This window comes from Pseudomonas sp. PLMAX (assembly GCF_046042685.1).
Classification (GTDB): Bacteria; Pseudomonadota; Gammaproteobacteria; order Pseudomonadales; family Pseudomonadaceae; genus Aquipseudomonas; species Aquipseudomonas putida_AE.
Map to the genome: position 1 here is coordinate 3,630,046 of NZ_CP064949.1, position 25,509 is coordinate 3,655,554.

Sequence of the window (25,509 nt, forward strand, 5' to 3'; positions counted from 1 at the left end):
CGCATTTTGGAAAGGGAGAATTGGATAGACGTGCGGTTTTTTGCATTGCTGCGCGCGCATTGGCAATGATTCGCCGGCTAGCGCTTCGCAACCACGACCGCTGGAAAGTTGCGCCGTTGCAAACGGCGCAATCGATCTGTTATCGAATCAACGGCACGCCACTGAGCGTTTGCAAGTCTTCAAAGCTGATATCGGCAACAATCTCCCGGACCTTCAAGCCGTCTGAAGTGACGTCCAGAATAGCCAGGTCGGTATAAATCCGCGTCACGCAGCCAATGCCGGTCAGGGGGTAGGTGCATTGCGGCACCAATTTGCTTTCGCCGGTCTTGGTCAGGTGATCCATCATGACGAACACCTGGCGTGCGCCTGTCGCCAGGTCCATCGCGCCACCCACGGCCGGGATGGAACCTTCGGCGCCGGTGTGCCAGTTGGCGAGGTCACCGTTGACCGCGACCTGGAAGGCGCCCAGCACGGCAATATCGATGTGCCCACCGCGCATCATCGAGAACGAATCGGCGTGGTGAAAATAGGCGCCACCGGCCAGCAGCGTCACGTGCTGTTTGCCCGCGTTGATCAGGTCATCGTCTTCCTCACCCGGTGCAGGGCTTGGGCCCATGCCCAGTACACCGTTTTCACTGTGCAGGAACACTTCCTTGTCACCCAGGTAGTTGGCCACCAGCGTGGGTACGCCAATGCCCAGGTTCACGTAGGAACCTTCAAGGATATCGTCGGCCACACGTTGGGCCATTTCGCTACGCGATAGTTTTTTCATGACAGTCATGGCGGGCCTCAGTTGACGTTGGCGTTCGAGTAAGTGGCGCGCGGCACGGCGACCACGCGCTGGACGAAGATCCCCGGGGTGATGATGTGTTCCGGGTCCAGCTCTCCCAACTCGACGATCTGATTGACCTGGGCGATAGTGTTTTTCGCTGCCATGGCCATGATCGGTCCAAAATTACGCGCAGCCTTGCGATAGGTGAGATTGCCCCAGCGATCGCCTTTTTCCGCCTTGATCAGTGCAACGTCGGCGTGCAACGGCATTTCCAGCACATAGTTGCGACCGTCGATCACCCGGGTTTCCTTGCCTTCGGCCAGCAGCGTGCCATAACCGGTCGGCGAATAAAACGCACCGATGCCAGAGCCTGCCGCACGAATACGTTCGGCCAGGTTGCCTTGCGGTACGACCTCAAGCTGCACCTTTGCGGCCAGGTAGAGTTCGTCGAAAACATAGGAATCGGACTGGCGTGGAAACGAGCAGATCACCTTGGCAACGCGCCCGGCCTTGAGCAATGCGGCCAGGCCGATTTCACCGTTGCCGGCATTGTTGCTGATGATGGTCAGGTCGCGAGCGCCCGAAGCGATCACGCCATCTACCAACTGCGACGGCATCCCGGCAGTGCCGAAGCCACCGACCATGATGACCGAACCATCGGCAATGCCGTCCAGTGCGGCAGCGACGGATTCAAATGTTTTATTGATCAAGGCGTACTCCTGTTTTTATTCGGCTGAACAGAATGATCCAAGGGAAAACCGCGTGAATCACGGTTAATGCAATGGAGCATAGGGTGCCAAACAATGGGTCGAGGAGGGTGCCCCGAGACGCGATGTCGTGCGATTAACGAACACAAATCGATTATCGAACACAGCGTTGAATGGTCATTCGAAAGTTGGATCTGCGTGCAGGGTACTGTGGAGAGGACGCCCAGCCAAGGCTGGGCGTCATTAGACCCAGCCCGTATGGTGACTCCTGGCAAGGCCTTCACGGCCTACTCAGATGTCATCTCCATCTCCGGGCTGAGTGTGCCGAGCCAGGCGACCAGGCCCATGATGATGACCGCGACCGAAAGCTCCAGCATCATGCTGCGCCGCAAGGCGTTGATGGCAACGGTTTGAGCACCTGCCTGAAGGGATCGCTCGAGCAGCGGGCTCAGGTGAAAACGGTTAACCGCCGCAAACACCAGCATCCCGGCAAACAAGATTACCTTCAACGACAGCAAGGCCCCGTATGTGCTGGATGTCAACGACTCGAATGCTGGCCCGACAACCATCAGATAGTTGACGATTCCGGTGACCGCCAGGGTTACGACGATCAGCGTCCCTGCGGATTCGAACCCCGTCAGTGTTCGAGCCAGCAACCTTGCCTGCCGGTCGCCTGTCAGGTTGGTTGAGCGCAATAACAGCGCGAAGGCGGCGAGCGCGCCCAGCCAGCTGCCTGCACCCAGAAGATGGACAATATCGCTGGCGAGGTGCAGGTAGCGTCGGCGGCCTTCATCCATGGCGCCATGCCCGGTCCAGGCCAGCGTCGCCAGGGCGACGGCCCCGCACAGTGTGACCAGCCAGAGGCTCAATGTCGGGGCTCGTCGATTGAGAGCGGTGGCGAGGACCGCCACCGTCAACGAGGCAATCCGAACCATCCAGGTCAACCCGACGTCAGTCTCCATCAGCATCATCTGCAGAATGTGTTGATGCAGTTCCATGACGCTGGCCATGCCGCTCATCGTCTTGGCCATGTGCAGCATGGCCGCCATCGATAGCAGTATGCCGCATAGGGCAGTGCCCACCAGCAACGTCCCAAAGTTCAACACGGCACCATGCGCCCGTTCCTTTCCCTTGAGGCTGTACAGGCCAAACAGTGCCAGCCCGAAGAGCAACATCAGGTCGATGTAGAGTGCGAAGCGAAGACTGATAGGGATCAAGTCGTCCATGAATCAGTTGACTGTGAAGGTGACGGCGCCTGTGATCGGATGCGTATCCGAAGAAACAGCCCGCCACTCGACCTTGTAGGTGCCTGGTGGAAGCGGTGCTGCCGGGGTGATGACCATCATTTTCGGGTCGGCGCTGCCCGCTACAGTGGCCTTGATGCCCATGGGGGAGTGGGAAGACATGCCCGGCATTTCGGTCATGATCAGTTTCGCACCGGAAAATTGGGTGGTGAGCTTTTCCGAGAAGCTCAGTTCGATTTTTGCCGGTGAAGTCACCGTGGCGCCGTCGCTGGGGTTAGAGGACAGCAGTTTTGGATGCGCTTGGGTGACCGCACTCAACAACAGACCGGCGCTGAGTGCTGAAACAGAGATGAGGGCTTTCAGGGGTGACATGCCAAGCTCCTGACGGCCTGAGCCGTGGTCGGGGGATTATTGTTCGAGTTGCTTCAGCAAATCTCTCGGGTTCAGAACCACATTCGCATACCGACGACAAAGCGCGTATCGCTGCGGTCTTCGCCTTCTTCAAGGAGGTAATCCGCTGTTTTGCCGTAGGCGCGGTTCCAGGTCACACCGATATAAGGTGCAAACTCGGGGCGTATTTCATAGCGCAGCCTCAGGCCGACCTCGGCGTCCGACAGCCCGGAACCTGTGGCTCGCTGGGCGTCGTTTTTACCGTAGAGGTTGATTTCAGCAGTGGGCTGTAGAATCAAACGGTTGGTCAGCAGAATGTCGTAGTCGCCCTTGAGCCGCAGCGCGGTCTGGCCGGCTTCGCCCAAATAGGCGGTCGCCTGGGTTTCCAAGCCGTAGAGCGCCATGCCTTGCAACCCCAGCGCCGCCCAGGTCTGGGGGGCGCCAGGTTTGAAGTCCTGGCGCACACCACTGACCACCTCCCACCAGGGACTGACGGCGTGGCCCCAGAGTGCCTGGAGCTCAGCGCTTTCGGTCACGCCATTGGTTCGCTCGCCTTCAGTGCGCAGCCAGAGGCGATCGGTGTCGCGGCCAATCCAGCCGTTGGCCTCCCAACGCAGTGCGCTGCCATCGTCAGCGTCTTGCCATTCGAATTGATCGACCAGGAAAAACGAGTTGATCGAGCGGTCGTGCATCTGATGACCGGCATGGCTTGCAAACACCGCCGCGCGATCGGCATCGGTGAGCGCCGGGATCGGTGTCCGGCTTTGCTGGGGCGCGGCGGGTTTCATACCCTGCATCTGGGTGTCATCCATGCCCTGCATTTGGGAGTGATCCATACCCTGCATCTGCTTGCCGTCCATACCTTGCATCGGCTCGCTCTGCCCGTACGCAAGCGGCACGCCCCCCATGCCCAGGATGACCAGGCCGGCGAGTAGCGGTTTGGCGGTTCTTTCGAAGTTCATGTCTGGCTCCTACTCTTGCACACGGACTTCGCGGAACATGCCCATTTCCATGTGGTACATCAGGTGGCAGTGATACGCCCATCGCCCCAGGGCATCGGCGGTCACGCGGTAGCTGCGTTTGCTGCCTGGCGGCATGTCGATGGTGTGCTTGCGAACCATGAAGTCACCGTTTTCATCCTCCAGGTCACTCCACATGCCATGCAGATGAATGGGATGCATCATCATGGTGTCGTTCACCAGCACCAGCCGGATGCGTTCTCCATATTTGAGAAGAAGCGGCTGGGCATCCGCGAATTTGACACCGTCAAAAGACCACGCGAACTTCTCCATGTGTCCGGTCAGGTGCAGGGTGATGGTGCGGCCGGGTTCCCGACCATCGGGATCCGGGAAGGCGCTCTTCAGGTCCGCGTAGGTGAGTACCCGGCGACCGTTGTTTCTCAGGCCCATGCCGGGGTCATTGAGTTTCGGCGTGGGGCTCATCGCTTGCATGTCTACCAGTGGGTTATTCGCTTCCGAGGCCGGGTGCGGCTCCAGCGAGTCCATGCCGGTCATGCCCTGCATACCGCCAGCGGGCGCCATCTGACTGTGATCCATACCCTCCATGCCTTGCATCGAGTCCTGGGTGTGGCCCGTCATATCACCGTGATCCATCCCGGCCATATCACCCATGCCCATGTCGCTCATGGTGATCAACGGACGTGGATCCAGGGGTGGCACAGGCGCCGAGAGCCCTTCATGTACAGACAGCGTGCCTCTGGCGAAACCGGTGCGATCCATCGACTGGGCGAACAAGGTGTAGGCGTTCTCGGTGGGTTCGACGATCACGTCAAAGGTTTCGGCCACGGCGATGCGAAACTCATCGACGCTGACCGGATTCACGTATTGCCCGTCTGCGGCGACGACCGTCATCTTCAAACCGGGAATTCGCACGTCGAAATAGCTCATCGCCGAGCCATTGATGAATCGCAGGCGCAGCCGTTCTCCGGGCTTGAAAATACCAGTCCAGTTACCGTCGGGCGCCTGCCCGTTAAGCAGGTAGGTGTAGGTGGCGCCGCTGACGTCGGCGAGATCAGTGGGGTTCATCTTCATTTCAGCCCACATTTTCCGATCCGCGAGGGTCGCAGACCAACCGTTCTTGCCGACGTCATCGATGAAGTCGCCAACGGTGCGTTTGTGCTGGTTGTAGTAACTGGATTGTTTCTTGAGCTTTTTCATGACCCGCTCGGGGTCTTCGTCCGTCCAGTCGGACAGCATCACCACATAGTCGCGGTCATAGCTGAAGGGTTCGGGATCCTTTGCATCGATAACCAGTGGGCCGTAGACGCCGACCTGCTCCTGGAACCCGGAATGGCTGTGATACCAGTAGGTGCCGTTCTGTTTGACCTTGAAGGAGTATACGTACAGACCGCCCGGTTCGATGCCGTGAAAACTCAGGCCTGGTACACCGTCCATGTTCACCGGAAGAATGATGCCGTGCCAATGGATCGAGGTGTCTTCCTTGAGTCGGTTCCTGACCCGCAACGTCACCGTATCGCCTTCGCGCCAGCGCAATGTCGGGCCGGGTAGGCTGCCGTTGATGGTCATGGCGGTGCGGGGCGTGCCTGTGAAATTCACCCCCATCTCACCAATGAACAGGTCGAAATCCGTGCCGGCGAGCACATTCGGCTGGCCTTGGCTGGTAATTGCCCACACCGGGCTGCGCCACAACCCACAGCCTGCAAGTACTCCGCCTGCCGCCAGGGCTTTTACGAAAGTGCGTCTTGATGTTCTGGGATGCATGGAGGGTATCCAATAAGTCAGAATCCAGGCAGATACGGATCCGCTGTCACAGTACGGCCAGGCCTCGTTCGTTGGAGTCGCTGCCAGCCTCCATTCGCGAGCAAGATGTCACATCATCAGGCGGCGCGTGATTACATTTCCGTCAGGTTGGCGACTGTGATTTGGCTGTGCTGCGAGTGAGCAGTGCCGATAGAACCGGATTTGTATGACTGAGGGGCTGGCATCCAGTAATACGTCGCGCAGGTTCAATGGGCGGCAGATTTTTACCCTTGGCATATTGCCCAAGGTCAAAACCGCCGTCCCATTGGCTAGGGGCTCGTGCGCATCACTTGCTCATCGGCATCTTCATCATGCTCGACTGTTGATCCATCATTTTCATCATCATGTTCATCATTCCCATGCCGTCCTTGTTGCCTGTCATGTCCATGCCATGACAGTTCTTGTGCATCATCGCCATGCTGTCCTTCATCGTCTTCATGCTCTCCTGCATGGCTGCCTGCCGTTCCTCAGGCGTCTTGGCTGCCGCTGCCTTGTCATGTGCGTCCTGCATCTTTTGCATTTGCTCGGTCATCGCCTTGTTCTGCATGGACATGGCCGCTTCGCTTGTTTGAACGGGTGAGGGCGACGCCTGGTCCGGGTGATGTTCATCGGCGGCCGAGACCATTAATGGGCTGCTCGCGAGCAAGGTGACGAGGATCAATCTCAGTGAGGCATGCATGGCAATCTCCAAAGGGTGAGGACAACGCTACCAAGCCGCGTCAGGTTGGGCGCAGTCAGACAGGGCGCCGGAAATCGGCGCGAAGCAGGTCGGTTTAATCGTTGAAACGGACGAAGATCAGGCGGGCGGGCGGTCTGGCGGGTACAGGATGCCGTAATGCAAGAAAGGCTAAAGCAGAGGGTTTGGCGAGATACAAAATCAACAACGCGGGGGGCAGCAACAGAAATATCCAACTGGTCAGCACAGACATTAGAAGATGCAGAAGACTCACGGCTATCGCCGTGTCTGCGCAGTGTTGAAGGCAACCAAAGGTACGGGCGTCCTGGCTATCGTGTTCTTGCGTGGTGTTCAGCGAGGCATGGCTTGTAGCCGGACTTTGGCTGGGTTGCGTCAGACATCCCTGGCCCGCTGCCAGACCAAACGCCAGCACCCAAAGCACTATGGCCAGGCGTATGAGCGTTGGTTGACGATGGCGAAACCAGAACATGGAGAATCTCCGGTACCGATAGCGGGTTTTGAATTTTCAACATACGCCACATCGAAGTGCAAAGGTGGATCCATATCAAAGTATTCAACCTGGCGTCGGCTTTTGATGAGAATTCACGCAATCATGTCGGCGAAGACCGCCTATGACGCCCGCGGGGGTATCTTTCACCTGAGCATGTCAGAGCGCAACGGCCTGGCGCAGTCCGATGACAGCCTGTGTTCAATAATCCGTGAATGACATCGTAAGAGGTGTGGAGTCTGATGCCTTGGCAAGGCTGTGCCCAAGCAGCTTCTGATTGATCTTGAATCGTGTGAAGAGGCGCCCAACCAAGGCTGGGCGCCCCTTGACTCAGCCCGTATGGTGACTCTCGGCAAGTCCATAGACGTTGGTGTCGATGCCTTCGAAACGCGCTTTCAACTGCAGCGCCAGATACAGCGAATAATGCCGTGACTGGTGCAGGTTGCCACCGTGGAACCAGAGGTTGTCCTGCTGTGTTGGCTTCCACATGTTGCGCAGCTCGCCCTCGTACGGGCCAGGATCATTCGTGGTGCCAGAACCCAGGCCCCAGCAGCGGCCGACCTTGTCAGCGACTTCCTGGGAAATCAGCTTCGCCGCCCAACCATTCATTGAGCCATAGCCCGTGGCATAGACGATCAGGTCTGCCGGGAGTCGGCTGCCATCGTTGAGCACGACGGCATCGGCTTCGATGCGTTCGACACCCAGGCCAGGCGCGCTCTTGAGCTTGATCGTGCCATTGGCAATCAGTTCGCTGGCGCCGACGTCGATGTAGTAACCGGAACCACGGCGAACATACTTCATGAAAAGGCCAGACTCGTCGTCACCGAAATCGAGCATGAAACCTGCCTTGGCCAGGCGCTCATAGAAGTCCTTGTCACGCTCCTTGATCGCCTCAAAGATGGGTTGATGAAAGCTTGGCATCACCTTGTAGGGGATAGAGGCGAACAGCATGTCGGCCTTGTCCGTGGTCAGCCCCGTTTCCACGGCGTCTTCGGAGTAGAGCCCGCCGAAGACAAGATCCATCAGGCTGTCGGAACGCACGATGTGGGTACTGGAGCGTTGCACCATGGTCACCTCGGCGCCGTTCTCCACCAGGTCGGCGCAGATATCGTGGGCCGAATTGTTCGCACCGATGACCACCGCGCGCTTGCCGCGCCAGGCATCTCCGCCGGGATGGCGGCTGGAATGATGCTGCTGGCCATTGAAAACCTCGGCACCCGGGTAATCCGGAACATTGGGTACGCCAGACATGCCGGTGGCGAGGATCAACTGGGTCGGCTGTAAAGTCACAGGCTCGCCATCGCGCTGCACTTCAACCTTCCAGGTGCCACTTTGCTCGTCAAAGCTGGCGCTCACGCATTCTGTACGCGGCCAATAATTGAGCTCCATCACTTTGCTGTACATTTCCAGCCAGTCGCCAATCTGGTCCTTTGGGGTGAAGACCGGCCAGTGATCGGGGAAGGGCAGGTAAGGCATGTGGTCGTACCAGACCGGGTCGTGCAGGCACAGCGACTTGTAGCGACCGCGCCACTGATCGCCAGGACGCTCGGCCTTGTCGACGATCAGCGTTGGCACGCCCATTCGCTTGAGCCGCGCAGCGAGCCCCAGCCCACCCTGGCCGCCGCCCACGATCAGGCAGTAAGGCTGGGTGGTGATGCCCAGCGAAGCTTCTTCATCGCGTCGGCGTTCCAGCCAGTTGCGTTTGTCGGCGTGGGCGTGACCATGATTGGCACCCATTGGACGCCGGCGGCCCCTGGGTTCTTCAAAGCCCTTGAGCTCACGCATGGTCGTCAGCAGCGTCCAGCACAGGCCCTCCTTCAGACGCACGTAGCCTTTACCTCGCGCCGCCTCGGTTTCCAGACTGATCCAGCCTTCGAGCACACCGTTATTGAGCGTCGCCTCACCTTCGAGTTTCCATTGCTCGGGACGCGTCGGGTCGAGGCGTGTTTCGAGCATGTCGCGGATGGCAGGCTGGCCTTCCAGGGTCACCAGGTTCCAGCTGAAAAGCAGCAGGTCACGCCAGTGACACTCTTGCGCAAACAGTTCCAGCGCGCCGTCCAGATCACGTTGGGCGAGACGCTCGCCGAGGTTTTCGACCCAGGCGGCGAGCTGGGCAGTTGGCGTTTGCAGAGGGGTTTCGACAGCGATGTTCATGGAGCCTCTCCCGATCTTGTTGTTGTGGTAACAATTGCCCTTGAGCAAGGCTCGGGCCATCTTCATGAAAGCCCCGTTGCAGAGCGGTTGGCGCAGTACCGCCCAGGCTGTGGCGCGGATTCATGTCACGATTTTGGGAATGGCGGATGACAGAGTGTCACCCGGTGCAAAAAGCGCTCGTTGCGATCTTTTCATATAAGCTTCGAACAGCCCCGTGTCCTGACCGTAACGGAGAACAAGAACGATGAAGCCGGCCTTGATCAACGCCCATGCACAACAAGTGCTCCAAGCCGTGCAGGGCACGCCCGCCAGCCACGACACTCCCGTCAACCTGGCAATCACACGGTCCTGGCGCCGTTGCCTGGATCAGCATCAGCTCGATCCCGCCAGCCGCCGCGCGCCTAATGTAGTGGAGCACCCACGCCTGCAGGATCACCGCGCGCCGCTGGAAAGCATCATGTCCGTGGCGCACTGGCAGATGAGCAGTTTGCACCAGCAGCTCGGGCGTGACGGCCACGTGGTGCTGCTTACCGATGCTCGCGGTGTGGCGATCGACAGTGTGTTCAACGACTCCGAACGCGCCGAGTTCCAGCGTGCCGGACTGTGGCTCGGTTCGGTATGGAGCGAGGATTGCGAGGGTACCAACGGTGTCGGCACCTGCCTGGTCGAGCGGCAGCACGTCACCATCCGTCGTGATGAACATTTCCGCGGCAAGCACGTCGGCCTGACGTGTTCGGCCAGCCCGCTATTCGATGCGAGCGGAGAATTGCTTGCCGTGCTCAACCTCTCCTCGGTGCGGGAGGAACACAGTCTGGCGCAACACTTCAAGGCCATGGCGTTGACCAACCTGTCCGCCAGGTTGATCGAGAGCAGTTTTTTCCTGGGGCATGATCCGCAGCGCTACTTGCTGCGCTTTCATCCTGAGGCCGGTTTCGTTGGGCTGCTGGGCGAAGGCCTGCTCGGTTTCGACGAGAGTGCCCGTATCTGCTCAGTCAATCAGGCTGCGCTGGAGCTGCTGGGTCTCAGCCGTGAGCAGGTGCTTGGACAATCGCTGACGATGCTGCTGGAAACACCCATCGATCAGGTGATGAGTCAGGCCAGCGCTCAGCCGAGTGTCTGCTGGCCAATGCGCCTGATGGATGGGCGCCTGCTCTACGGACAGTTGCGCGAACCCTTGCGCCACGAGCCTTCAGTCACGCCTGCAATTCCCAGGATCAACGACGTGCACGTGTGCCTGGAAGACCCGCGCCTGCAACGCGGCTTTGCGCGCGCATTGCGTGTTCTGGAGCGTGATGTACCGGTGTTTCTACAGGGCGAAACCGGTACCGGCAAAGAAGCTTTTGCGGCGGCGCTGCATCGCGCCAGCGCCAGGGCGAGCCAGCCGTTTGTGGCGATCAATTGCGCGGCCATTCCAGAGTCGTTGATCGAGAGCGAGCTGTTCGGCTATCGCGGCGGCAGCTTCACCGGCGCACGCAAGGACGGGATGATCGGCAAGCTGGAACAGGCCCATGGCGGCATTCTATTTCTCGACGAGATCGCCGATATGCCACTGGCGTTACAGACTCGCCTGCTGCGTGTGCTGGAGGAGCGCCAGGTGGTGCCGCTGGGCGGCGCGACGGCCCGTGCGCTCGACATACGCCTCGTCAGTGCCAGCCACCAGGATCTGCAAGCCTGTGTGGCCGAAGGGCGTTTTCGCGAAGATCTGTTTTATCGCATTGCCGGCTTCGCCGTGCAGCTCCCGCCGTTGCGCGAGCGTTCAGACAAGGGCCGATTGCTCGACCTGTTGCTGCGCGAGGAGGCAGCAGGGGTGAAGGTTCGGCTGGAAGCGGGTGTCAGGGAGCGCTTGCTGGCGCAGCCTTGGCCAGGCAATGTCCGACAGTTGCGTACGTGCCTGCGCACACTGGTGGCATTGGCGTGGGAGGGGCGTGTCACGCTGGATGACCTGGCGGAGCTGCTGCCGGCAGCGCCAGCGTCAGCCGCGCTGGCCGAAAATCCGCTTGGACTTTCCGAACGGCAGACGCTACTGAAGTTGATCGAGGCGGAACACTGGCATATCGCCCATGTTGCCGCCCGCCTGGGGATCAGTCGCAATACGCTCTATCGCAAACTGCGCCATCACGGTATTTCACGACCTGGTTGAATGCAGATGACTTCAGGACTAGCAGTTCTGCCAGTAGGCAGCGCTGGCCACTTTGCGCAAGACTAGTAGCTTGAAACGACGGACCTTTCAGGGAGCCCGACCCAATGCGAACGAACCGCGAAACCCCGCTCTGCCGCTACCACTATGACGCACTGGATCGCCTGGTCCTTTGCACGCCAACGGAGAAGGCAAGTACCCGACGCTTCTATCAAAAAAGCCGCCTGGTTACCCAGATCCAAGACTTGGTGCAGCATTCAATCTTTCAATACGACGGTCAACTGTTGGCGCAGCAACAGTGCAAGGGCGGCACAGTAGCAACAACCATGCTCATCACCGATCATCAACGCTCGGTGTTGAACACACTCGACGCAGCGCCGCATCGTACTCTTGCCTACACACCTTACGGCCACTGCTCTCCAGGACACGGCTTGCTCAGCCTGCTCGGTTTCAACGGCGAACCGCCGGATCCGGTGACAGGGCATTATCATTTGGGTAATGGCTATCGCCAATTCAACGCCGTGCTGAAGCGGTTTAACAGCCCGGACAGTTGGAGTCCGTTTGGGAAGGGGGGAGTAAACGCTTATGCATACTGTGAAGGAGACCCAATCAACAGGGTGGATCCAACAGGGCATGCGCTATTAAAAAATCTCGTGGCTATGTTGAAGTCGCCAGTTGACTTCACCTTGGATGATCACTGGTTTGTACATGAATTAGGTAAAATGAAAAAGGCATTGGGCGGCAATAATGTAATAAGGGAAGCGGCAAGATTGGAAAAAACGAGCCCTGAGAAGTATCTATTCAATCAAACCGTTAACAAGGAACTGGATAGACAAAAAACATTAATGGATGGACTTAAAGACCGTATTAACATGGCCAGTTCTCCTGAAGTCGCAATGATGAATAACTTTGAGTTGGCACAATTCGGAAGTAAGAGTAGAGACTTTAGGCTTCAGGTATTGGACTATCGCCTAATGGATATGGAAACGGATCGTAAGTCGTTATCGGTGTATCGCGGTATTAGCCCAACCCTGGATCAAGCTAATCGAATGACTTATAATAGAATCATGGCTTTAGCGAACGTTCCGCCTCACTCTCGCCCTCTTTACTCCCTGAGTGATACTCCGTCATACCACGACGCGCCTCCATCATACGAGGACGTCGCTAATAACATCCGAAAGTCATGATTACCTTACCAGCTGCACAGTTTGATTGTGGGGCGGACAAAAGTGGAACACACAGCGCTTTACTGCAAAGTCGCCTGCCGAGTGAAAATCCAGGACACGGGGAAGCACCACACCTGCGTCTCGCAAGTCGCCTCGCTTTGATCGACCTCAATGATCCGAAGCGCATGGACTTGTGAAAAGGTGAAAAGGGGACGGATTTATTATTTCGACCTCTTTTTTTCCGAAAATAAATCCGCCCCCTTTTCCGTGCAGCCGGGCATGGGCGAGCGCAAGGTCGGCAAGCGAATAGACAGCGCCAACGTGTGGTCGAAGCCGACCGCGCTCTACCAGTGCGCTCAACTCATCAAGCTTGCCGCGGTTTTGCCTGGTGAAGACGAAGTGATAACTCGCGTTCTTGCCCCAGGCCTGAACGACGTTTTGTGGCTGCGCAATGTCCACGATCGGCTCTTGGGCAAATGGCAGCTGCCGCAATCGAACAAGGTCAATTGAAGATTCGGAATAGGGAGGCCTGATGATTGGCCAATAGCGGGACTGAATGTCCGCTATTGGCTGTGGATTCAACCGGTCAACGCAACAGATTGGCTAAATCGTTATGAGGGCTTAGTCAACCATCACCTCGTCCAGTCCCTGCTCGAGGGTGCTGACCGTGCGCTCGATATTGTGCAGCTTTTCGAGCCCGAACAGACCGATGCGGAAGGTCTGGAAGTCGGCCGGCTCGTCGCATTGCAACGGCACTCCGGCGGCGATCTGCAGGCCATGGTTGGCAAATTTCCTGCCGTTCTTGATGTCGGCATCATCGGTGTAGCTCACCACGACGCCAGGAGCCTGGAAGCCGGCGGCGGCCACGCTTTTGAAACCTTTGCCGGTCAACATGGCGCGCACCCGATCGCCCAGCGCCTGCTGTTCGTCGCGGACCTTGTCGAAACCGTAGGCTTGCGTCTCTTTCATCACTTCGTTGAATCGCGCGAGGGAATCGCTGGGCATGGTCGCATGGTAGGCATGTCCGCCCTGTTCGTAGGCCTGCATGATCTGCAGCCACTTTTTCAGGTCGCAGGCGAAGCTGCTGCTTTGCGTCTTCTCGATGCGCGCGAGGGCCAGGGAACTGAACATCACCAGGGCGCAGCAAGGGGAGGCGCTCCAGCCTTTCTGCGGTGCGCTGATCAGCAGGTCGACGGCGCATTTGTGCATATCGACCCAAAGCGTGCCTGAGGCGATGCAGTCCAGCACGAACAGGCCACCCACCGCATGCACGGCGTCGCCGACGGCCCGCAGGTACTCGTCGGGCAGGATAATCCCTGATGAGGTTTCAACGTGGGGGGCGAAGACAATCTGTGGCCTCGACGCCTCAATGGCTGCCAGCACTTCGTCCAGAGGGGGGGGGGCGTAGGCCGCCTGGCGACCGGTGTCGAGCGGTCGGGCTTTGAGCACCGTGGTGGCCGCCGGGATGTTGCCCATCTCAAGGATCTGGCTCCAGCGATAACTGAACCAGCCGTTGCGTATCACCAGGCATCGCTGGTCGGTGGCAAACTGACGCGCCACCGCTTCCATGCCGAATGTGCCGCTGCCCGGGACCACCGCAACACCCTGGGCGTTGTATACCTGTTTCAGGGTCTTGGAAATGTTTTTCATCACGCCTTGAAATGACTGCGACATGTGGTTGAGCGAGCGGTCGGTGTAGACCACTGAGTACTCGACCAGTCCTTCGGGATCGATACTGGGATATAGCTTTGACATGGGTGACTCCTTTGACAGAAATCTCGGTGGTATCGACCCTGCCCTAAGCCTTGGCAAATGACAAGCGGCGCGGGATTGAATTGAGATTTCTGTCGAGCGGCTGGCATCACGGCGTTGACCAGGCTATTCAAAATACCTGGTTGCGGTGTGTCAGCATCAGTTTCACCCTGCTTTTGTAAGCAAGCTTGCCTGCGCTATTCGAAAAAACATGGTCGATGTCGACTACTCGATATTCCTCTTCCTCGGAGGCCGTTCTGCCCCAGGCAACCTCAAGGCCCAGATGATTGAAACGATCACCTATCGACACAGCCGGGAAGGGCGTTGTTGCTTCAACGCTCCAGACAGGGGCATTAGCGAAAGACTCCTCATAGACCTCGAAAGAGTACTCAATTGGCTGCGCGCTCATGAAACCTCCTACACTGGTTTGCTCACAAAATAGGCGGTCCATCAATGGATTCCCCTCCATTTGCTCATAGAGTGGCAGTGCACGAAAAAATTCAAAGCTATTTCATGGCATTTTAACTATTTGATTTTATTGACTTTATCAAATCGTCCTGTTTTTTGAGCACTCAGCGCATTCGCTCGAAACAGGGAAGTACATGTCCCGTGAGCAGAACTTGGAATGAACGAGCCTTGCAAGGGTCAACTGCGAAGACCTCATCGGAAAAAATGTGATGTCCATTGCAGCCATGACTGTTGATTATCTTCGTGAGCACAATCTTGTGCTCACAACCGCAGAGTCGTGTACGGCAGGAAAAATTGTGACGCTTTTGTCGGAGATCGAGGGAAGCGGTGAGCTGATCGAAAGTGGCTATGTGGTTTATTCCCCTGAAGCCAAGCAGCGTCTATTGCGAGTCAATCCCCAGACCATCGAGACCTTCAATCTCACCAGCTGCGAGGTCGCCAGAGAGATGGCCCTGGGTGCGTTGTACGACAGCACGGCCAATGTTGCCGTGGCGACCACTGGAATATTGGGTCCGGAAGATATCGATGGTATTCCGGCAGGAACAGTCTGCTTCGCCTGGGCTTTTCAATCGGAGCAGGGCCGAAGTGTGTTCAGTCGTAAACATCGTTTTTTCGACACTCGTTGCCAGGTGCAGCGCCAAGCCGCCGAATACGCGTTGAAGCATTTACCGGACTTCCACCGCCGCGCACTGGCGGGTGAACGAGGGTAGGAACATGCCATGAGTGATAAAGGCAGCCACGACGACTACAAGAACCGAGACTATCCCGTTCGTGAAGACATGGCCTGTCAGATCAAGGTTTGGCGGTTCGAGCGATGCGGTTGGTACGTGTTGGTGCTGTTGGTTGTGCTGGGATTATGCGGAATGTTTTCACGCGGGCCGATGAGCTCCCGAGACGTCAAGGGCAGCGATGGCAGACTCAGAGTGCAGTACGAGGTTTTTCACCGTAACGGTTCGACCAATCCAATGGTGATCAGTGTAGTCGGCGCGCCGGATGCGATGGTCGAGCTCGAGCTATCCGGGGCGTTACTGGATGGTTTCAGCATCGAGTCAATGCTGCCGGAGCCAGGCCGCGCCAGCAGTGTCGGGGAGGGTATGAAGCTATGGCTGCAAGCGGATGCCCAAGGACGCGCGAATCTGTATATGACGTTGCGTGGTGACGGATTGGGACTGTTCAGTACCCGCGTGTCATCACCAGGCGCGGCACCTGTGGCCATGGATCAATTCATTTTCCCTTGAGGTGATATATGGATTCGGTATTGCGTGCCTTCGCGATGTATCTGGTGTTGATGGTGCTGTTCAAGATCGCCGGCAGGCGTTCACTGGCGGAACTGACGACATTCGATTTTGTGTTGTTGATGATCATTGGCGAAGCCACGCAGCAGGCATTGCTGGGGGATGACTTTTCCCTGACGAATTCTGTCCTGGTGATCGTCACGTTGATCGCCATCGATGTCGGCCTTTCACTGCTCAAGCAGCGCTCGGGCTGGGTGTCAAAACTCATTGATGGCGGCCCTACCATCATCGTTGAAAACGGAAAGCTTTTAAGTAAGCGCCTACGGCATGCCCGGCTGGTCGAAGCAGATGTGATGGAAGCGGCCCGCTCAAGCCAAGGCATAGAAACCATTGACCAGATCAAGTTTGCGATCCTGGAGCGCAACGGCAAGATTTCTGTCATCCCGTTAGAGCGTTGAGGGCATGGACACCGTTGATTCGGCGCTGATGGCTGCGCGTGCTCAGTTTGCGATCACCATAAGCTTTCATATCGTGTTGGCTGCACTCACCATCGGGCTGGCCAATTTTTTGATGGTGCTGGAAGGTCTCTGGCTGTGGCGCGGGCAAAAAATCTATCTGGATGTTTACCTCTACTGGCTCAAGATATTCGCGCTCAATGTGGCGGTGGGCACGGCGTCGGGTCTGATTCTGGAGTACCAGTTCGGACTTAACTGGTCGCGCCTGTCCACCCAGGCAGGCGATATCCTGGGCCCGTTGATGTTCTACGAAGTGCTTGCCGCTTTTTTCCTGGAGGCGGGCTTCCTGGGCATCATGCTGTTTGGCCTGAAGAAGGTCGGCCCTCGTCTGCATTTCTTCGCCACCTGTGCGGTTGCCGTGGGCTCATTGATCAGCGCGTTCTGGATCCTGTCGGCCAACTCCTGGATGCAGACGCCCGCCGGTTACACCCTGGGCCCTGATGGCCGCTTCATGGCCGAGGACTGGTGGGCGATCATTTTCAATCCATCGTTTCCCTATCGGCTGGCCCACATGACGCTGGCGGTGTTTCTCGGCACCGCCACCCTGGTGGCCGGCATCAGCGCCTGGCAACTATTGCGGCAGCCGGAAAACCCTAGAGCACGCCTTCAGTTTTCCATGGCGTTGTGGATGATCGTCGTACTCTCACCTCTGCAAATCCTGGTGGGCGATCTGCATGGGCAACACAGTCTCAAGGTCCAACCTCTGAAGGTTGCTGCTATTGAAGGCTCGTGGACGCGTCCGCCTGACGGCGCGGGTGAACCGTTGCGACTGTTTGCCATTCCCGACATGACCGAACGACGGAATCATTGGGAAGTGGCGATTCCTCGTGTTGGCTCTTTGTACCTGCGGCACGATCTGACGGGCACCATCGCCGCGCTGGACGAATTCCCTCCTGAAAACATTCCGCCGGTGCCGATTGTGTTTTTCGCGTTTCGGTTCATGGTGGGTCTGGGGCTGTTGATGGTGGGGCAGGGACTGACCAGTTTGGTGTTGCGCTGGCGCCATAGGGTGTACACCGCGCGTTGGATGCTGTGCGGGTGTGTGCTGATGGCCCCGGCTGGATTCCTCGCGATGCTTTGTGGCTGGGTAGTGACAGAGGTAGGTCGCCAGCCTTTCACCGTCTATGGTTTGCTGCGCACAGCTGACAGCCTGTCGTCGGTGTCGCGCCAGCAGGTGATAGGCGCAACGTGGACGATCCTGGTGTTTTACCTGCTGATCTTCGGTATCGGTCTCTGGGTGCTGTTGCGAATTTTGCGCGAGCCACCGCGAAAGGGTGAAGCCGGGCCGCAACCGACGCTGGCAGACGAGACAGGGCAATCCTGAGGAGCTCAATCCATGCCGGACACTGATTGGATCGTCCTGCTTTCTGCCGCGGCCCTGGCCTTCTCGGTGATGAACTATGTGCTGCTCGACGGCACTGATCTGGGCGTCGGGGTGCTGATGGGACTTACGCCTTGCGGTAAGGATCGACGGGCGATGGCCGTGACAATCTTGCCGATCTGGGATGCCAACGAAACGTGGCTGGTGCTGGGAGGAGGCGGTCTGCTGGCGTTGTTCCCGTTGGCTTACGCCATCCTGCTTCCGGCGCTTTATTGGCCATTTATCTTGATGTTTCTGGCGCTGATTCTGCGCGCCGTAGCGTTGGAATTTCGTGATTACGCCCCCAGCGATGGTCTCAAGCGCATGGTCGATGGATTGCTGTCGTGCGGTTCATTGCTGGCCGGCGGGACACAGGGAATCATCTTGGGAACCCTCGTACAAGGTGTACCGAATCATGGCGGCCAATACAGTGGTGATGGCGCGGAGTGGCTCAACGCGTTCCCGCTGTTCTGTGGTGCAGTGCTCGTGGTGGGGTATACGTGGTTGGGGGCTTGCTGGCTCTATTGGCGCACAGTAGGGGAACTCCAGAGGCGATCCAGCTTGCAGGCTAAGAGGCTGGCGGCCGTCACCATCGTGTTGTTGAGCCTGTTGGTGGCCTGGACGGCGACTTTGGATACTCGCTATGCACAACGGCTGGGAGATCCCCAGGTGTGGATGCCGGCCATGACGCTGCTGGTTGCACTGCCGATTGGTTTTGTCCTGGGGTTTCGAAGCCGTCGTCATTTTCTGCCACTGTTCTGTGCATTGGGCGTTTTCATAGTGGCGTTTGCATTGATGATCGCGGCGCTCTTTCCAATGATCGTGCCGCCGCAGCTGACCTTGCAGGCGGCTGCCTCAAGCCCCAACAGCCAGATCTTCATGCTGGTCGGTTTCGCGGTGCTGATCCCGGTAACGCTCATCTACAACACCTATGGCTTCAGCGTCTTTAGCGGGAAGGTACGAGTTCAACGCGACTGACTGACATCCGGCAGAACTTCGATCTGCACCCGAGTGTCCAGACCCTTACACGTTCCGACGGGATGTTCTGTCGGAAATGCTCGATGCACGGGTTGAAGGCGAGGAACGACATGACGACGACAGTGGGCGACTTTCTGATTGAACGGCTCAGCGAATGGGGTGTGACCCGGATCTTTGGTTATCCAGGGGATGGCATCAATGGCGTGTTCGGAGCGCTGAGCCGGGCCAAGGGGAAGATTGAATTCGTTCAGGCCAGGCATGAGGAAATGGCTGCCTTCATGGCGTCGGCGCATGCCAAGTTCACCGGTGAGTTGGGCGTGTGCATTGCCACTTCGGGCCCTGGCGCATCGCACTTGATCACTGGGCTTTACGACGCCCGGATGGATCACATGCCAGTGCTGGCCATCGTCGGCCAGCAGGCGCGCACGGCGCTGGGCAGCCATTACCAGCAAGAGCTCGATTTGTTGTCGATGTTCAAGGATGTCGCCGGAGCCTTTGTCCAGCAGGCTTCGGCGCCGGCGCAAATACGGCACTTGATCGATCGGGCCGTGCGCACTGCCATCGGTTTACGGCGCGTGACGGCAATCATTTTGCCCAATGATGTGCAAGATCTTGAGTATGAGGCGCCGGCCCGTGCCCATGGCACGGCGCATTCGGGCGTTGGTTACAGCAAGCCGAGAGTGGTGCCCTACGAGGTGGATCTGCAGCGAGCGGCAGACGTTTTGAACGCGGGACAGAAGGTCGCGATCCTGGTTGGGGCCGGCGCGCTGCAGGCCACCGATCAAGTGATTGCGGTGGCGGAGAAGCTTGGCGCCGGTGTGGCGAAGGCGTTGCTCGGTAAAGCCGCACTGCCCGACGATTTACCCTGGGTCACCGGCAGTATCGGTTTGCTCGGCACCGAGCCCAGTTACAAGCTGATGAGCGAATGCGACACCTTGCTGATGATCGGCTCGGGCTTCCCGTATTCCGAGTTCTTGCCCAAAGAAGGGCAGGCGCGCGGCGTGCAGATCGACTTGCAACCGGACATGCTCAGCTTGCGTTATCCCATGGAGGTCAACCTGGTGGGCGATGCTGCAGAAACACTTGCTGCATTGCTGCCGTTGCTCGAACAGAAAACCGAACGCAAATGGCGCAAAAAAGTGGAAGGCTGGCGCGGTAGTTGGGAGAAGACCCTGGAAAAACGCGCCATGGTCAAAGCCAAACCGATCAATCCACAACGGGTGGTCTACGAGCTGTCACCTCGTTTGCCGGAGCGGGCGATCATCACCAGCGACTCCGGTTCGTGCGCCAACTGGTACGCCCGCGATCTGAAAATTCGTCGCGGCATGAAGTGCTCGCTTTCCGGCGGATTGGCCTCAATGGGCGCAGCGGTGCCCTATGCGATTGCGGCGAAGTTTGCGTTTCCCGAACGCACGGTGATTGCGCTGGTGGGTGATGGTGCCATGCAGATGAACAACATGGCCGAGCTGATCACCGTCGCCAAATACTGGCAACAGTGGGAAAGCCCAAAATGGATCTGTGCGGTGTTCAACAACGAGGACCTCAATCAGGTCACCTGGGAGCAACGGGTGATGGAGGGGGATCCGAAGTTCGAGGCATCGCAAAGCATTCCAGACGTGCCGTACCACCTGTTCGCCATTTCGATTGGGCTGAAAGGAATTTTCGTAGACCGCGAGGAAGACGTCGCCGCCGCCTGGGAACAGGCGCTGGCCTCGGATGTTCCGGTGCTGATCGAGTTCAAGACCGATCCCGACGTGCCGCCGTTGCCGCCACACATCAAGCTCGAACAGGCGAAAAAGTTTGCCACGACGTTGCTCAAGGGTGACCCGAACGAGGCCGGGGTGATCTTGCAAACCGCCAAGCAGGTATTGGGAGCGGTGCTACCGCACAAGAAGTAAGAGGTGACTGCGGGAGCGAGCGGAGGGAAATACCTTGGAATACGCCGATTTTCTGCAATGGCCCGCGATGATTGTGACAGTGATCTCGGCCTGGTTCATTGGTTCGCAACGACCACGTCGGCGGATGATCGCCTTTTGGGGCTTCATCGTGAGCAATGTTTTGTGGGTTGTTTGGGGGCTACACTCCAACGCTCAGGCGTTGATCGTCCTTGAGTGTGTACTCCTGGGCATGAATGCCCGAGGTTTCAGAAAGAATCTTTACGGCTCCCGAACGTCCCGGGAACACTAGTTCTACTGCCCTTTATAGTTCTTTTTAAACCCGCGAAGGTTCATGAGGAAGAGGCAAATCTGCAGGACGATAAGCGCGTAGGCGTGTGCATACAGGCCCCAAATCACCCACAACACATTGCTTAAGCTGAAACAAACGAACCCGATCATTCGCCTTTTTGGCTGCTGAGATCCGATCAGCCATGCGGCCAGCACAGTGACAACCATCGCCGGCCATTGAACCCAATCAAGATAGGCCAAACGCCTTACCTCCTACTGAATTGCCATCCCGTAGCGACTAGGATCCCGATACTCCCGGCACATCCATGTTTATCTTGCGCCAGGCAGCCTCGGAAAAGCTGTAAGCCGAAAAGGCAATCAAACCAAATGCCATCACCATCAGGATCAAAACCCCGGCTGGCAGGTTCTGGAGCGCATCAAGGGCCTCCTTCATGCCTGGAGGATCAGCGGTTTTATAACGGGAGCCGCTGATTGCCAGCAGCAGGGCTATCTCGATAAACACCACGCCTCGGGCTATGAGTCCGAAACGAGCCACCGGTCGTACGTAGCGCATCACGTCCTCATCAGCCTCAAAATATTTCTCGAACGAGGCCTTCCATCCCTTGATGATGTGAGCAATGCCTACGCCGAGTGGGACCAGCGCCACGAGGTAGACCAGCACGTTTGAGTGATCCCAGGATAAAAGATGGGCCAGTAGATCCTTTGTCTCGCCACCTGCGGAATTGCCTGAGCTTCTGACGCCGCTGATGAGCAGGCCCAATGCAAAAAACGCAAGAGCGCCGTTGATCAAACCTCCCGCCAACAAACCTGCACGAATCACCAACCCCTTGAGTTTCGAACCGTGATGATCGACGTCGCGAATGGCTTGCAATATTCGCCACCCGGCGAAGGCGATCAGGCCCGCCACCACCAGTCCTACCAGGACATAACCGAAAGGCTGGCTTAACAGTGCCTCAAGGCTTTTGTGACTGTCCTTGGGTTTTGTCGAGTCTTGAGCCGCCAGCAGAGCGAAGATACCTATGATCAGATACAGGACGCCCCGAGCGGCATATCCGCCCCGAGCGAGTACGACAAGGGTGTGTTGAGCGGACATTGGATTATTCCGAGGAGGTATATAGGATAAGACCTGTCGCTTCGGGAGGGGTTCGATAAACCGACTCGTTTCGACGATGTTGACCCGACGCCTCGCCAGCAGGCTGGCTCCCATAGTGTGATCTTCAGCGTACGCAAGTCCTGCAGCCACCACAGATCTCCTGTGGGAGCTAGCTTGCTGGCGATGAGGGCATCAGCTTCAACATCCAGGTTGACTGACCCGACGCGATCGCCAGCAGGCTGGCTCCCACAGCCAACGAAGCGCCGTCGTCTCCCATCACCCTGATCGGTGATATCGGCGGTGGTGCGCTGTACCTGACGATCGGCATCCTGGCCGGTGTGCTCAATGCGCGGCAGACCGGCAAGGGCACGGTGGTCGACGCGGCCATCGTCGACGGCTCGGCGCACATGATGCAGTTGATGCTGTCGCTGCAGGGTCGCGGGTTGCTCAAGGAACAGCGCGGCAAGAGCGTGCACGACGGCTCGCATTTCTATGCCACCTATCGCTGCGCCGACGACAAGTACGTGGCCTTGGGCTCGATGGAGTCGCAATTCCATGCACTGCTGCTGAACAAGCTGGGCCTGGAGGATGACCCGCGTTTCGCCAAACAGTGGGACATGAGCCGCTGGGAGGAACTGCGCGGGTTGCTGGCCGAAGTGTTTGCCAGCCAGCCGCAGGAACACTGGTGCGACCTGCTCGAAGGCACCGACGTGTGTTTCGCCCCGGTCCTGAGCCCCCGCGAGGCCTCGCAGCACCCCCATATGGTGGAGCGGGGCGTGTACTTCGAACGCGACGGCTTGTTGCAAACCAGTCCCGCGCCACGGTTCGATGGTCGGGTCGAGGTACCAGGTTCGATCCCGGCGCGTGGCGAGCACACGGCAGGGATCATGAGCGCACTCGACGTCGGCGATCTTGCGGCCGTCTGGAAGCCGTAACCTCTGGACGTCGCCATCACCCTGCGGGCGGCCTCGCGCCTGATGGCCCTCGGGCGGTTCGACGAGGCAAGGTGCAGGCTGTCCGTGGCGATCGGGCAGGGTGTGGATGACCTGGCCTGCGCGGCGACCGCGCTGGAAAGCCTCATCGACCTGAGCCAGGGATGCCTGGCGACGGCGCGCCTGCGCCTGGAGTGTTTTGCCCCGGCTGGCACGCAAGCCGATAGTGTGCGTGCCCTGGTGCTCTATGAGAGTGGCGAGCTTGCGCAAGCGCAACGCGTGATCACGCAAAACCGGTCAGGCAGGCCTGACGAATCGCCAGCGGATGCGTGGATCCTCAGCCATAGTTTGATCTAATCAGGTTAGAGTGTTCATCAATCTATCAATCGTTAAGTGATGAATGAATCGTCCGCTGTTTGTTTCTCTGGATGGGCCCAAGGGAACCGGTAAAACCACACTGTTGGAAGCCGTTACGAAAGCACTGAGGGCAGACAACAGAAAGGTGATCCGGCTTTGCGAGAAAAAAAGCGATCCCCACAGGGGTGAAACAATGGCCCTCGTCAACAAGCTCGTCAGAAATCCCACCCGGGAGCTGGAGTTGAAAGTTTGTGAGCGCCTGGCTGATAGCCGTAGCTGGATTTCCCGGCACGTGCTGGCTAAACAGCCACCAGGCAGCATCATCCTGATCGATCGCTGGTACCCGTCTGATGCCGCGTTTCGCCGGATAGTCCCGTTTGCAGAGATTCTGCAGTTGAACATTGATCGAAACGTGCAAGTGCCAGACCTGCATGTCGGCGTTGTCACCGAACCGGATATTTCATGGGCAAGGGCAGCGGCACGAGGGCGTGGGCTGAGCAGTACGGTGATCCATAAGCTGGAAGAACAGGTCGCTTGTACCCAGTCGTTCGAGCGGGCGATTGCAGATCACGGCTGGGTTTTATGCCGAAATGAAGGAACGATCGAAGACGCCACGATGCAGGTGGTTTCCGAGATTTATAAAGTCCTTGGCGGTCGGGACTTCACCGCCAATGGTGTTATCACCACTGGCGATGGAAATCGACCGTTCAGAGCGTAGCTTTCACCTGCAAACCGAGCACCAGTGCATTGTCGATGTCCTGCCCGGAAAATGCGCCCGGTTCGATGATGTATTGCATATTCGGGCGCAGCGTCAGCCAGGGAGTGGCCTGGTAGCCGTAGCCTAGTTCGACCAATTGTTCGGCACTGTCCAGGTTCGGCAACGTTGTGCCGTTGGCCAGCGCGGCGTCCTGCTGCACATCGCGGCTGCGCGGGTTAGGTACAGCTCGGCCATAACCCAGGGCGACGGTGTCACGCGGGCGACCTTCGAACGGTTTGTACAGCACCACGCCGGTGCCGTACCACTTGCTGAACGGTGAAGCCGCTTCGCTGGCCGCCGAGTATTGGCCGAAGGCGTGCAGGCTGCGGCCCTCGGACGTTTGCGAACGCCACACGGCCTGATCGATCAGCAGGTAATGACCGCTGCGGCCGGACACTTCCTTATCGCTGCCGATGCGTTGCACATCGGAACTGTCGTAGTAGTAGCCAACCTTGTACTCGCCGGGCAACTCGCCCGCGTGCTTGTACACCAGTTCGATCGGCACCACGGTGCCGGTGGTATGTTTCGGGCCCAGGTGCCAGGCACGGCTGGAATTGCCGTTGCTCTCGGGATCGACATTGAAGGCCGCCACGCGCAGCTGCCAGGACGACGACAGGTCGTACTTCACGCGCACGCCCAAGTGGGCGTTGGGGTAGTTGGTCCAGCCACTGCCGCCGGACATGTTCAGCGGATGGCCGCAGAAACCGGCGTTCATGAAGTTGCAGAGAATGCCGCTGTCCAGGCCACCGAGGTCGTTGCCCATGGCCATATAGCCCAGCTTCACGTTGAGCGACGGAGTAAACAGGCTGCGCTCGTAACTCAGTTCAGTCAGGCGAGTGTAGAGACCGCCGTAGTTTTCCTGGATGGGCAGACGGTTGCCGACCAGATCCTCGGAGGCGCTATTGCCGCGTCGGTCGTTGATGGTCAGCTGGATCTTGCCGGCGTTATCCGCGCCATACAGTTTGCTCAGGTCGAACTGCGCGCCGAGCTTGATGTTCTGCGAGTAACGGGCCGAACGGTGCAGGCCGCCATCGGCGTTGTAGGCGGTTTCGCCGCTGTAATCGCCGGTGAATTTGATGCCGTCCTGATCCATCTGGTGGCGCAGACCACCCCAATCACCGGTCAGGGTATTGCGGGTCAAGAGGTTCGAATCGGTATCGGCGAAGGCGGGCAGGGTGGCGCTGCAGGTCAGGCCCAACAGTAAGCCGTTGAGCCAGCGTGCATGAGAAAAGCGAACAGCCAAAAACATGTGAGTCTTCCAGGTGGAATCTTGAATGATTGCGCAAAGCGGCGCGGCACCCGCAGGTGCCGCGCACAGAGGAGTTGCCCGCCAGTGAGGCGG

Annotated in this window: 27 protein-coding genes and 1 pseudogene; 13 read left to right on the forward strand and 15 right to left on the reverse strand. The window is 58.2% G+C overall.

Annotated features, from left to right (window positions below):
- Positions 1-139: 139 nt before the first annotated feature.
- The 8 genes from DKB71_RS16690 to DKB71_RS16725 form a co-directional block, all read right to left on the reverse strand.
- Positions 140-781, reverse strand: a complete 642-nt coding sequence (locus DKB71_RS16690) for a 3-oxoacid CoA-transferase subunit B (RefSeq protein WP_274075281.1) — start codon at positions 779-781, stop codon at positions 140-142.
- 8 nt (positions 782-789) lie between these two features.
- Positions 790-1,482, reverse strand: coding sequence for a 3-oxoacid CoA-transferase subunit A (locus tag DKB71_RS16695; RefSeq protein WP_408595967.1), 693 nt, complete (start codon positions 1,480-1,482; stop codon positions 790-792).
- A gap of 284 nt (positions 1,483-1,766) precedes the next feature.
- Positions 1,767-2,705 carry a copper homeostasis membrane protein CopD gene (gene copD, locus DKB71_RS16700; RefSeq protein WP_408595969.1) on the reverse strand — a complete coding sequence of 313 codons (939 nt, stop codon included), beginning with the start codon at positions 2,703-2,705 and terminating at the stop codon, positions 1,767-1,769.
- Positions 2,706-2,708: 3 nt separating this feature from the next.
- Positions 2,709-3,095: a copper homeostasis periplasmic binding protein CopC gene (gene copC / locus DKB71_RS16705; RefSeq protein ID WP_408595971.1), complete on the reverse strand. Its 387-nt coding sequence runs from the start codon at positions 3,093-3,095 to the stop codon at positions 2,709-2,711.
- Between the two features lie 71 nt (positions 3,096-3,166).
- A complete protein-coding gene (locus tag DKB71_RS16710; protein WP_408601110.1) occupies positions 3,167-4,021 on the reverse strand; it encodes a copper resistance protein B in 855 nt (284 codons plus the stop codon).
- Positions 4,022-4,084: 63 nt separating this feature from the next.
- Positions 4,085-5,854, reverse strand: a complete 1,770-nt coding sequence (locus DKB71_RS16715) for a copper resistance system multicopper oxidase (protein ID WP_408595973.1) — start codon at positions 5,852-5,854, stop codon at positions 4,085-4,087.
- Positions 5,855-6,179: 325 nt separating this feature from the next.
- A complete protein-coding gene (locus DKB71_RS16720) occupies positions 6,180-6,572 on the reverse strand; it encodes a hypothetical protein (RefSeq protein ID WP_408595975.1) in 393 nt (130 codons plus the stop codon).
- A 94-nt stretch (positions 6,573-6,666) separates the two neighbouring features.
- Positions 6,667-7,059, reverse strand: coding sequence for a hypothetical protein (locus DKB71_RS16725; RefSeq protein WP_408595977.1), 393 nt, complete (start codon positions 7,057-7,059; stop codon positions 6,667-6,669).
- Between the two features lie 105 nt (positions 7,060-7,164).
- Between DKB71_RS16725 and DKB71_RS16730 the strand changes: the two genes are divergently transcribed.
- Complete coding sequence (locus tag DKB71_RS16730) at positions 7,165-7,296, forward strand: hypothetical protein (protein WP_408595979.1); 132 nt, start codon at positions 7,165-7,167, stop codon at positions 7,294-7,296.
- Positions 7,297-7,407: 111 nt separating this feature from the next.
- Here DKB71_RS16730 and DKB71_RS16735 read toward each other — a convergent pair whose 3' ends face one another.
- On the reverse strand, positions 7,408-9,231 hold the full coding sequence (locus tag DKB71_RS16735) for an NAD(P)/FAD-dependent oxidoreductase (RefSeq protein WP_408595981.1): 1,824 nt from the start codon (positions 9,229-9,231) through the stop codon (positions 7,408-7,410).
- A 244-nt stretch (positions 9,232-9,475) separates the two neighbouring features.
- Between DKB71_RS16735 and DKB71_RS16740 the strand changes: the two genes are divergently transcribed.
- Both DKB71_RS16740 and DKB71_RS16745 read left to right on the forward strand, forming a co-directional pair.
- Positions 9,476-11,371, forward strand: coding sequence for a sigma-54-dependent Fis family transcriptional regulator (locus DKB71_RS16740; RefSeq protein ID WP_408595983.1), 1,896 nt, complete (start codon positions 9,476-9,478; stop codon positions 11,369-11,371).
- Positions 11,372-11,475: 104 nt separating this feature from the next.
- Positions 11,476-12,555 (forward strand): RHS repeat-associated core domain-containing protein, encoded by a 1,080-nt coding sequence (locus DKB71_RS16745; RefSeq protein WP_408595985.1) that lies wholly within the window; start codon positions 11,476-11,478, stop codon positions 12,553-12,555.
- Positions 12,556-12,702: 147 nt separating this feature from the next.
- Here DKB71_RS16745 and DKB71_RS16750 read toward each other — a convergent pair.
- From DKB71_RS16750 to DKB71_RS16760, 3 genes and pseudogenes are all read right to left on the reverse strand, one after another.
- Positions 12,703-12,996: pseudogene (locus tag DKB71_RS16750) on the reverse strand (zinc-binding dehydrogenase); the annotation flags it as partial.
- 159 nt (positions 12,997-13,155) lie between these two features.
- On the reverse strand, positions 13,156-14,289 hold the full coding sequence (locus tag DKB71_RS16755) for an aminotransferase class V-fold PLP-dependent enzyme (protein WP_408595987.1): 1,134 nt from the start codon (positions 14,287-14,289) through the stop codon (positions 13,156-13,158).
- 127 nt (positions 14,290-14,416) lie between these two features.
- Entirely contained in the window at positions 14,417-14,695 is a 279-nt protein-coding gene (locus DKB71_RS16760) for a hypothetical protein (protein ID WP_323609215.1), read from the reverse strand.
- A gap of 268 nt (positions 14,696-14,963) precedes the next feature.
- Here DKB71_RS16760 and DKB71_RS16765 point away from each other — a divergent pair, with 268 nt between their 5' ends.
- The 7 genes from DKB71_RS16765 (at position 14,964) to DKB71_RS16795 (ending at position 21,029) form a co-directional block, all read left to right on the forward strand.
- Positions 14,964-15,464, forward strand: a complete 501-nt coding sequence (locus DKB71_RS16765; RefSeq protein WP_408595989.1) for a CinA family protein — start codon at positions 14,964-14,966, stop codon at positions 15,462-15,464.
- A gap of 9 nt (positions 15,465-15,473) precedes the next feature.
- A complete protein-coding gene (locus tag DKB71_RS16770; protein ID WP_408595991.1) occupies positions 15,474-15,992 on the forward strand; it encodes a hypothetical protein in 519 nt (172 codons plus the stop codon).
- Positions 15,993-16,000: 8 nt separating this feature from the next.
- The gene (locus tag DKB71_RS16775) at positions 16,001-16,447 is read left to right on the forward strand and encodes a DUF421 domain-containing protein (protein ID WP_274075271.1); all 447 of its coding nucleotides are present in this window, start codon (positions 16,001-16,003) and stop codon (positions 16,445-16,447) included.
- A gap of 4 nt (positions 16,448-16,451) precedes the next feature.
- Positions 16,452-17,828, forward strand: a complete 1,377-nt coding sequence (locus DKB71_RS16780) for a cytochrome ubiquinol oxidase subunit I (protein WP_408595994.1) — start codon at positions 16,452-16,454, stop codon at positions 17,826-17,828.
- Positions 17,829-17,840: 12 nt separating this feature from the next.
- The gene (gene cydB / locus DKB71_RS16785) at positions 17,841-18,842 is read left to right on the forward strand and encodes a cytochrome d ubiquinol oxidase subunit II (RefSeq protein WP_408595996.1); all 1,002 of its coding nucleotides are present in this window, start codon (positions 17,841-17,843) and stop codon (positions 18,840-18,842) included.
- 110 nt (positions 18,843-18,952) lie between these two features.
- A complete protein-coding gene (locus tag DKB71_RS16790; RefSeq protein ID WP_408595998.1) occupies positions 18,953-20,740 on the forward strand; it encodes a thiamine pyrophosphate-requiring protein in 1,788 nt (595 codons plus the stop codon).
- 67 nt (positions 20,741-20,807) lie between these two features.
- Positions 20,808-21,029: a hypothetical protein gene (locus DKB71_RS16795; protein ID WP_408601111.1), complete on the forward strand. Its 222-nt coding sequence runs from the start codon at positions 20,808-20,810 to the stop codon at positions 21,027-21,029.
- A gap of 2 nt (positions 21,030-21,031) precedes the next feature.
- On the opposite strand, the gene DKB71_RS16800 is transcribed toward DKB71_RS16795, so the two are convergent.
- The gene (locus DKB71_RS16800) at positions 21,032-21,268 is read right to left on the reverse strand and encodes a hypothetical protein (RefSeq protein WP_408596000.1); all 237 of its coding nucleotides are present in this window, start codon (positions 21,266-21,268) and stop codon (positions 21,032-21,034) included.
- Between the two features lie 37 nt (positions 21,269-21,305).
- Positions 21,306-22,121, reverse strand: a complete 816-nt coding sequence (locus DKB71_RS16805; protein WP_408596002.1) for a DUF1206 domain-containing protein — start codon at positions 22,119-22,121, stop codon at positions 21,306-21,308.
- Positions 22,122-22,429: 308 nt separating this feature from the next.
- On the opposite strand from DKB71_RS16805, the gene DKB71_RS16810 reads away from it, so the two are divergent.
- The 3 genes from DKB71_RS16810 to DKB71_RS16820 all read left to right on the forward strand — a co-directional run bounded on the left by DKB71_RS16810 (position 22,430) and on the right by DKB71_RS16820 (position 24,128).
- Entirely contained in the window at positions 22,430-23,056 is a 627-nt protein-coding gene (locus DKB71_RS16810) for a CoA transferase (RefSeq protein WP_408601112.1), read from the forward strand.
- 84 nt (positions 23,057-23,140) lie between these two features.
- Positions 23,141-23,410 carry a hypothetical protein gene (locus DKB71_RS16815; protein WP_408596004.1) on the forward strand — a complete coding sequence of 90 codons (270 nt, stop codon included), beginning with the start codon at positions 23,141-23,143 and terminating at the stop codon, positions 23,408-23,410.
- Positions 23,411-23,453: 43 nt separating this feature from the next.
- Positions 23,454-24,128 (forward strand): dTMP kinase, encoded by a 675-nt coding sequence (locus DKB71_RS16820; RefSeq protein WP_408596006.1) that lies wholly within the window; start codon positions 23,454-23,456, stop codon positions 24,126-24,128.
- Here the strand turns inward: DKB71_RS16820 and DKB71_RS16825 are convergent.
- Positions 24,118-25,416, reverse strand: coding sequence for a carbohydrate porin (locus tag DKB71_RS16825; RefSeq protein WP_408596008.1), 1,299 nt, complete (start codon positions 25,414-25,416; stop codon positions 24,118-24,120). The two genes, DKB71_RS16820 and DKB71_RS16825, sit on opposite strands and share 11 nt — an antisense overlap.
- Between the last annotated feature and the right edge of the window lie 93 nt (positions 25,417-25,509).